Source organism: Catenulispora sp. MAP12-49 (assembly GCF_041262705.1).
Taxonomy (GTDB): Bacteria; Actinomycetota; Actinomycetes; order Streptomycetales; family Catenulisporaceae; genus Catenulispora.
Genome location: NZ_JBGCCP010000054.1, coordinates 42777 through 51648, shown reverse-complemented (window position 1 = coordinate 51648; position 8872 = coordinate 42777). Strand labels below are relative to the sequence as shown.

Annotated in this window: 8 protein-coding genes and 1 pseudogene; all 9 read left to right on the top strand. The window is 71.0% G+C overall.

The window, feature by feature from the left end:
- Positions 1–188 (top strand): annotated as a pseudogene (locus ABIA35_RS46175) (F0F1 ATP synthase subunit alpha); the annotation flags it as partial.
- Positions 189–242: 54 nt separating this feature from the next.
- A complete protein-coding gene (locus tag ABIA35_RS46170) occupies positions 243–1154 on the top strand; it encodes a F0F1 ATP synthase subunit gamma (protein WP_370342589.1) in 912 nt (303 codons plus the stop codon).
- Position 1155: 1 nt separating this feature from the next.
- A complete protein-coding gene (gene atpD, locus ABIA35_RS46165) occupies positions 1156–2595 on the top strand; it encodes a F0F1 ATP synthase subunit beta (protein ID WP_370342588.1) in 1440 nt (479 codons plus the stop codon).
- Positions 2592–3038 (top strand): F0F1 ATP synthase subunit epsilon, encoded by a 447-nt coding sequence (locus ABIA35_RS46160; RefSeq protein ID WP_370342587.1) that lies wholly within the window; start codon positions 2592–2594, stop codon positions 3036–3038. Before atpD ends, ABIA35_RS46160 begins: the two co-directional genes overlap by 4 nt.
- Before the next feature lie 56 nt (positions 3039–3094).
- Positions 3095–3541 (top strand): DUF2550 domain-containing protein, encoded by a 447-nt coding sequence (locus ABIA35_RS46155; protein ID WP_370342586.1) that lies wholly within the window; start codon positions 3095–3097, stop codon positions 3539–3541.
- 550 nt (positions 3542–4091) lie between these two features.
- Positions 4092–4691: a cob(I)yrinic acid a,c-diamide adenosyltransferase gene (locus tag ABIA35_RS46150; protein WP_370342585.1), complete on the top strand. Its 600-nt coding sequence runs from the start codon at positions 4092–4094 to the stop codon at positions 4689–4691.
- Between the two features lie 1244 nt (positions 4692–5935).
- A complete protein-coding gene (locus ABIA35_RS46145) occupies positions 5936–6148 on the top strand; it encodes an MYXO-CTERM sorting domain-containing protein (RefSeq protein WP_370362242.1) in 213 nt (70 codons plus the stop codon).
- A gap of 370 nt (positions 6149–6518) precedes the next feature.
- The gene (gene murA / locus ABIA35_RS46140; protein WP_370342582.1) at positions 6519–7835 is read left to right on the top strand and encodes a UDP-N-acetylglucosamine 1-carboxyvinyltransferase; all 1317 of its coding nucleotides are present in this window, start codon (positions 6519–6521) and stop codon (positions 7833–7835) included.
- A gap of 114 nt (positions 7836–7949) precedes the next feature.
- Positions 7950–8801 carry a 3-hydroxyacyl-CoA dehydrogenase family protein gene (locus ABIA35_RS46135; protein ID WP_370342580.1) on the top strand — a complete coding sequence of 284 codons (852 nt, stop codon included), beginning with the start codon at positions 7950–7952 and terminating at the stop codon, positions 8799–8801.
- Positions 8802–8872: the final 71 nt, after the last annotated feature.

The window sequence follows — 8872 nt, the reverse complement described above, 5'->3', positions numbered from 1 at the left end:
TCCTGGGCTCCATCCGGGAGACCGGCCAGCTCTCCGACGACACCGTCTCGGCGTTCAAGGACGCGGTCGCGCAGTTCAAGCGCGGCTTCGAGCTGGGCGACGGCACGCTGCTGGCGGACCAGGACAAGGCCGAGGCGATGGACCAGGACAACGTCGGCCAGGCCACGATCACCAAGCACAAGGCCTGATCGCGGTGGCCTACGACAACACCAGCTCTCGAGCGTGGGAAGGGGTGAACTGATATGGCAGGCCAGCTCCGGGTATACCGGCGCCGGATCGCCTCGGTGAAGGCGACCAAGCAGATCACCCGGGCCCAGGAACTGATCGCCACCGCCCGGATCGTGAAGGCGCAGCAGAAGGTCGCCGCCTCCACGCCGTACGCGGAGGAGATCACGCGCGCCGTCTCGGCGGTCGCCTCGCGCTCCAACGCCTCGCACGCTCTGACCACCGAGCGCGAGCCGCAGGCCGGCACCCGGCCCAAGGCCGCCGTGCTCGTGGTCACCAGCGACCGCGGGTTCTGCGGCGGCTACAACTCCAACGTCCTGAGGGAAGCCGAGCAGCTGATGCAGCTGCTGCGCGAGCAGGGCAAGGAGCCGGTCCGCTACGTGGTGGGCCGCAAGGGCGTGTCGTACAACTCCTTCCGCGAGCGGCCGATGGCCGGCACGTGGGTCGGGTTCTCCGACAACCCGGCGTACACGGACGCCCGCACGGTCGCCGACGAGGTGATCGAGGCGTTCCTGGCCGAGGACGGGATAGACGAGATCCACCTGGTCTCGACCCGGTTCATCTCGATGCTCTCGCAGCAGCCGACCACGGTCCGGATCCTGCCGCTGGCGTACGAGGAGACCACCGAGCCCCCGGCCGGCGGGGTCTTCCCGCTGTACGAGTTCGAGCCGTCCCCGGAGCGGGTGCTGGACGCGCTGCTGCCGCACTACGTGCGCGCGCGCATCTACAACGCCATGCTCCAGTCGGCCGCCTCCGAGCACGCCGCCCGGCGCCGCGCGATGAAGTCCGCGACCGACAACGCCTCGGACCTGATCGACAACCTCACCCGGCTGGCGAACGCGGCCCGGCAGGCCGACATCACCCAGGAAATCAGCGAAATCGTGGGCGGCGCCAACGCGCTGGCCGACGCGAATGTGGGAAGTGACTGAAATGACTGCGACCACAGAGACCGCGACGAAGGCCGTCGGCCGCGTCGCGCGCATCATCGGCCCGGTCGTCGACGTGGAGTTCCCCGTCGACGGCATGCCCGACCTGCTCAACGCCCTCACCATCGACTACCCGTTCCTCGGTGAGACCCGCACCCTGACCCTCGAGGTCGCTCAGCACATCGGTGACGGCATGGTCCGCGCCATCGCGCTGAAGCCGACCGACGGCCTGGTCCGCGGCGCCGAGGTGGTGAACACCGGCGGCCCGATCTCGGTGCCGGTCGGCAACGCGACCCTGGGCCACGTCTTCGACGTGACCGGCGAGGTGCTGAACCTCAAGGAGGGCGAGGAGTTCCACGCCGAGGAGCGCTGGGGCATCCACCGCAAGGCGCCCTCGTTCGACCAGCTGGACTCCAAGACCGAGATGTTCACCACCGGCATCAAGGTCGTCGACCTGCTGACGCCGTACGTGAACGGCGGCAAGATCGGCCTGTTCGGCGGCGCCGGCGTCGGCAAGACCGTGCTGATCCAGGAGCTGATCTACCGCGTCGCCGCGAACTTCGGCGGTGTGTCGGTGTTCGCCGGTGTCGGCGAGCGCACCCGTGAGGGCAACGACCTGATCGCGGAGATGACCGAGACCAACGTCATCGAGAAGACCGCGCTGGTCTACGGCCAGATGGACGAGCCCCCGGGCACCCGTCTGCGCGTGGCCCTGTCCGCCCTGACGATGGCGGAGTACTTCCGCGACGTGCAGAAGCAGGACGTGCTGCTGTTCATCGACAACATCTTCCGGTTCACCCAGGCCGGTTCCGAGGTGTCGACGCTGCTCGGCCGCATGCCCTCCGCGGTGGGCTACCAGCCGACGCTGGCCGACGAGATGGGGCAGCTCCAGGAGCGCATCACCTCGACCAAGGGCCACTCGATCACCTCGGTCCAGGCGATCTACGTCCCCGCGGACGACATCACCGACCCGGCCCCGCACACCACCTTCACCCACCTGGACGCGACGACGGTGCTCAGCCGTCCGATCACCCAGAAGGGCATCTACCCCGCGGTGGACCCGCTGGACTCCACCTCGCGCATCCTGGACCCGCGGTACATCTCGCGGGACCACTACGAGTGCGCGACCCGGATCAAGGCGATCCTGCAGAAGTACAAGGACCTGCAGGACATCATCGCGATCCTCGGCATCGACGAGCTCTCCGAGGAAGACAAGATCACCGTGCAGCGCGCGCGGCGCATCGAGCGCTTCCTGTCGCAGAACACCTTCGTGGCGAAGATCTTCACCGGCATCGACGGCTCCTTCGTCCCGCTGGACGAGACCATCGCGGCCTTCACCGCGATCGCCGACGGCAAGTACGACCACGTGCCGGAGCAGGCGTTCTTCATGTGCGGCGGCATCGAGGACCTGGAGAAGAAGGCCAAGGAGCTGGAGCGGGCATGAGCGAGTCGCACGCCGGCGCCCGCCGGTTGAACGTCTCCCTGGTGGCGGCCGACCGCAAGGTGTGGCAGGGGACGGCCGAGATGGTCATCGCCCGCACCACCGAGGGCGACACCGGCGTGCTGCCGGGCCACCAGCCCATCCTGTCCATCCTCGCGCCCTCGGTGGTGACCGTCCGCGGCACCGACGAGGGCACCATGGAGGCCGTCGTCTCCGGTGGCTTCCTGTCGGTCGCCCGCGACGACGTGTCGATCCTGGCCGAGAGCGTCCTGCTCCCGTCCGAGATCGACCTGGCGGCGGCCAAGGACCTGGCAGCCTCGGCCCGCGCGGCCGAGGACGCAGCCGGCGAGGACACCGCAGCCCGCGACCAGGCCCAAGCGGACCTCCGCTTCGCCGAGGCGCAGCTGCGCGTATCCGGCGACGCCTCCGTGGGCGCAGGACACTGAGGGCCCTGAGGTACACGTAGATGCGGCCAGGACCCGACGGTGAGGAGCTTTCGTAAATGCTCAGCGCTGTCGAGGTCCTGGCCGTCTGCTTTGTGGTGCTCTGTCTGTCGGTGGCATTCATCCCGATGCGCCGCCACCTGATCCGCCGCGGCGGCGGAGCCTTCGACTGCGCAGTCCGCTTCGGCCCCCTCCCCACCCCCGGCGACGCCTCCGGCTGGTCCTTCGCCGTCGGCCGCTACGGCGACCAGACGGTGGACCTCTACCGCGTCTTCAGCTACTCCCCGCGCCCCCGCACGAGCCTGGCTCGCCGGGGGTTCGACGTCGTGGCCCGCCGCGACGCCGCCGGCGAGGAAACCCGCACCCTGCTCCCCGGCTGGGCAGTCCTGGAGTGCTCAGCCGCCGGCCGCGTAGTGGAGCTGGCGATGTCGACGGAGTCGATGATGGCCTTCCTGACCTGGGTGGAGGCGGCACCCCCCGGCTGGGACATCTCGCGGGTGAGCTGAGCGGCGACCCGCGCGCCGCGCAGCCGGAGTGCGGCACGCACCCCACAGAGGGGGTTGTGTTCGGGGGACCCGGAACACTGGCGACCACAAGCAGCACCGCCACCGAACAACGCAACGCGCCCACGCACGAAGACAAAGCCGAACAGTCGCGGGCCGCCGGTTGCAGGAGGTCCGCAGGGGGCGCCCCCCCGCTGTAGAGCGCCCGCCGGAGGCACCTGCCTTTGATCTTAGGCACCCACCAAACGCGGCAGACGCCCGCCAGACCAAACGCGTGCGCAGTGACTTGGACCGGCGCGCACCCTTGCCCAGCCATGACCGCCGGCCGCCAGCGCTGCTCGCGTCGCTCCACCGAACCGCGCCACCAGCGGATTCCGCAAACCGTGCGCGAAGCCGTAAAAAGCTCTTGAAGCCCAACCCCGACCGCAGCCGCCCCCGAAAGCCGCTCCCACAAAACCGCCGCCGCCCCAGCCGTCCCACCCCAGGTGACACCGCCCACAATCCCCACCCCACCACCATGCACCGGCCGTACCCAGCCACTACCGTGTCCCCCATGGTGAACCTGACCCGCATCTACACCCGCACCGGCGACGACGGCACGACCGCTCTCGGCGACCTGAGCCGGGTGCGCAAGACCGACGCGCGGCTGGCCGCGTATGCCGATGTCGACGAGGCCAACGCGGCGATCGGCCTGGCCGTGGCCTTCGCGAAGAACGACCTCGGCATGATGCACGACGGGATCAGGACCCTGCTGCTGCGTGTCCAGAACGAGCTCTTCGACCTCGGCGCCGACTTGAGCACGCCGCCGGCCGAGAACCCCGAGTACCCGCCGCTGCGCATCGAGCCGGAGTACGTCGAGCGCCTCGAGGCGGCCTGCGACGAGTGGAACGAGACGCTCACCAAGCTGCGCTCCTTCATCCTCAACGGCGGCACCGTGGTCGCCGCGCAGCTGCACGTCGCGCGCACCGTGGTGCGGCGTGCCGAGCGCAGTGCCTGGGCCGCGGTCGAGGAGTACGGCGACGCGGTGAACCCGCTGGCGGTCAAGTACCTGAACCGGCTGTCGGACCTGCTATTCATCCTGGCTCGGGTGGCGAACACCGACTCGCACGGCGGCGACGGCGACGTCCTGTGGGTGCCGGGGGGCGAGCGCTAGGGCGGTACCCCCCTGCCGCCGAGGCGGCTGCGGGGTTCGGAGCGGTAGGCGCGCCTGCCGGACCGCCCTCAGTAGGCGCCTGCCGCGCCCTCAGAAGGAGCTTGAGAGCCCCGCAGCACCACTGCTGCCTGCCGGGGCTGCCCCGGAATCAGGGGACGGCGCTGGACGGCCCCGTAGACGCGCTGCCACCGCTCGCGCTGCCACCACTCGGAGTCGAGACGACCGTCGGCTTGGGCCGCGCCCCCGAAGCCGACCCCGAAGCCGACCCTGCCGGCCCCGACCCTGCCGACCCTGACACCGACCCGGACCCCGCCCCCGACACCCCCACGCCAGGCCCCGTCGTCGAATCCGGACTAGGCCGCGCCGCACCCGCACCCCCGCCGCCAGCCCGCGCCGGCACCGTCCCCCACTCCCCGCTCCCGCTGCTCCACAAGCTCATCGCCCCGTCCAGCGCGAAGTCCGCGGCGCTCCAAGCCCTCGGCGGCGTCAGTGCGACGTTCTTCGCGTCGCGTACCTGAATCGCGTCCGCGTACCGCCCCTTCACCAGCTGCCTGGTGCGGGGGAACACCGCGACGCCGTCATCGGTCTTCTCCGGGATCAGGTCGCCGCCGGTCTTCGCGTACAGCACCGTCTCGGTCTGCGGCGTGCCGAGGACCACCAGCCGGTTGCTCTGCGGCAGCCACACCGACAGCTCCGCGATCTGCTGCGTGTCGTCGGCGTCGTCGGACGAGCCGGGCCGGGCGTGGGTGAACGTCACCGGCGTCGCGTACACCGACATGCTGGACGCCTTGCCGGCCTGCGTCTCGGTCTGCGTGTAGTCGCCGACCAGGAGCTGGGCCGAGGACGGCGTGCCGTCGGGCCCGTTCGTCCAGCCCTGCATGACGTACAGCCAGGTCTTGTGCGCCTTCTGCGACACGGCCTTCGACGGCGCCTTCGACGGCACACCGTGCCCGGTCGGTGCCGCGGTCGGTGCCGCCGTGGGTGTCGCCACGGTGGTGTCCTCATCAACCTGCGCCCACAGCGTCGTGACCGTCGCGGTCGTCGTGGGCGTCGTCGGCGTGGCGGGTGCCGTGGGCACCGCTGCCGAAGCGTGCTCGACATGGTCCAGCAAGTACGACTTCGCGACATCCACCGCCTGCGCCGGCACCGCCGCCCCCCGGCTCGGCCACGTCAGCGCGTTCGCTGGCTGCGTCGGCGTCGCTACCGCGTCGTCCCCCTGCGCCGCCGCCGGCACTGGATAGGCGCTGGTCAGGTCCACGATCGCGGACGGCGGCGGCGCGGCCGAGGCGGCGCCGCCGTGCATCCCCAACTGCGAGGCGACCGACGGCCCGAGCACCGCCGCCACGACCAGCACCGCGGTCGCGGCGCCCGCACGCATCGCGCGGCGGCGCCGACGGATGCGCGTGGCCCGGGCCATCACCTCAGGGAACAGGTCGCCCTGGGGCGCCGAGGAGTAGTGGTCGGCGATCAGGTTCAGCGCCCGGCGTAGATCCGGCTCGGTCCGCGGCCCGGTCTGCGGCCCGGCCTCCCGCCCGGCCTCCCGCCCGGCCTCCCGCCCGGCCTCCCGCCCGGCATGCGGCCCGGCCTCCAGCTCGGCCTGCGGCCCGGTCTCCCGCCCGGTCTGCGGCCCAGCCTCCGTCCCAGCCCCCCGCCCAGCCCCCGCCGACCTCCCCTCGGAGATCGCCGAGGAGGCGCCGATCGGCTCATCACGGTCAGGCCGCGCGTTGTCCCAGGTGTCCATGGCGACTACGAAGACGCGAATCGAAAGCCGCAGGTTGCCTGCCGGTCACCCGGAGGCGGTAGCGGAGTGTGCCAGGATGGCCGGTCGTGGAGCGTTTCAAAGTTGCCGGAGGGGCCCGCCTGGCGGGCGAGATCGCCGTGTGCGGCGCCAAGAACAGCGCGCTGAAGCTGATGGCGGTCGCGCTGCTGGCCGAGGGCCGGACCGAGCTGCGGGGCGTCCCGCGCATCCTGGACGTCGAGCTGATGGCCGAGCTGCTGCGCCGGCTGGGCTGTGATGTCCGCCTGGACTGGGAGCCCGGGCCGGAGCGGGAGGACGGGCCGCAGAAGGGGTCGGCCATCGTCATCGACGTGCCGGCCGATCCGGGTACCGAGGCCGACTACGACCTGGTGCGCCGGCTGCGGGCGTCGATCTGCGTGCTGGGGCCGCTGCTGGCGCGGCAGGGCGAGGCCAAGGTGTCCTACCCCGGCGGTGACGCCATCGGCTCGCGCGGTCTGGACATGCACATCGACGGCCTGGAGCGGCTCGGCGCGGACATCTCCCAGGAGCACGGCTTCCTGGTCGCCTCGGCGCCCGGGGGCCTGACCGGGTCCAGCATCCTGCTGGACTTCCCGAGCGTGGGGGCCACCGAGAACATCCTGATGGCCGCGGTGCTGGCCAAGGGGACCACGGTCATCGACAACGCCGCGCGCGAGCCGGAGATCGTCGACATCTGCGCGCTGCTGGCCTCGATGGGTGCCAAGATCGACGGGGCGGGCAGCTCCACGCTGGTCATCGAGGGTGTGGACACCCTGAGTCCGGCGCCCTCGCCGCACCAGGTGGTCGCCGACCGGATCGTGGCCGGCATGTTCGCGGTCGCGGCCACCATGACCCGCGGCGACGTGCGGATCGACGGCGGCAACGCCGCGCACCTGGAGATCGCGCTGGACAAGCTGACTTTGGCCGGCGCGACGGTGCTGCCGGACGAGACCGGCTTCCGGGTGAGCATGGACCGGCGCCCCAAGGCCGTGGACATCATCACGCTGCCCTACCCGGGCTTCGCCACCGACCTGCAGCCGCTGTTCGCCGCGATGAACTCGATCGCCGAGGGCACCTCGATGGTCACCGAGAACCTGTTCGACGCGCGCTTCGTGTTCCTGCAGGAGCTGGCGCGCCTGGGCGCCTCGGTGCGCACCGAGGGCCACCACGCGATCGTGCGCGGCGTCGAGCGGCTGTCCGGGGCCCCGGTGCGGGCCACCGACATCCGGGCCGGGGCCGGGCTGGTGCTGGCCGGGCTGGTCGCCGACGGCCACACCACGGTGTCCGACGTCCGGCACATCGACCGCGGGTATCAGGGCCTGGTGACGCAGCTGCGCTCGCTGGGCGCGCAGATCGAGCGGGAGCCGGACCCCGACCCCTACCCGTGATGAGCCCTGCCCGTGATGAGCATTACGCCCCCGCCCACGCCGGGTGCGGCCGCGTCCGAGTTATCTTTTTGGACGTCCAAGCAAATCACCCCTTGTGAAGCATGAGGTAGCGCAGTGTCGAAGAAGCTGGCCGTCATCGGCGCCGGTCTGATGGGTTCGGGGATCGCGCAGGTGGCCGCGGCCGCCGGGTACGAGGTGGCGATCCGCGACGTGACCGACGCGGCCCTCAAGCGCGGCGTCGACGGCATCCGCGCCTCGCTGGAGAAGTTCGCTTCCAAGGGCCGCTACACCGCCGAGGAGGTCGAGGCCGCGATGGGCCGCATCACCGCGACCACCGAGCTGGCCGAGGCGGTCGCCGACGCGGACGTGATCGTCGAGGCGGTGTTCGAGAACGTCGAGGTCAAGCAGGAGATCTTCCGCGAGCTGGACAAGCTGGCCAAGCCCGGCGCGGTCCTGGCCACCAACACCTCGGCGATCCCGATCACCCAGATCGCGGCGGTCACCTCCCGTCCGCAGGACGTGGTCGGCACCCACTTCTTCTCCCCGGTCCCGATGATGCAGCTGTGCGAGCTGGTCCGCGGCTACAAGACCTCCGACGAGACGCTGGCCAAGGCCCGCGCCTTCGCCGAGGAGGTCGGCAAGACCTGCATCGTGGTGAACCGCGACGTCGCCGGCTTCGTCACCACCCGCCTGATCGCCGCGCTGGTGGTCGAGGCGGTCAAGCTCTACGAGTCGGGCGTGGCCACCGCCGAGGACATCGACCTGGCCTGCAAGCTGGGCTTCGGCCACGCCATGGGCCCGCTGGCGACCACCGACCTGACCGGCGTGGACATCCTGCGCAACGCGACGCGGAACATCTACACCGAGACCCAGGACGAGAAGTTCAGCCCGCCGGAGCTGCTGAACCGCATGGTCACGGCCGGTGACCTCGGTCGCAAGTCGGGCAAGGGCTTCTACAGCTACTGATACACGCTGGTTCGCCTGGCTATGAGGCCGCGGCTGCCGCCGCGAAAAATCGGCGGCCGTCGCGGCTTCGT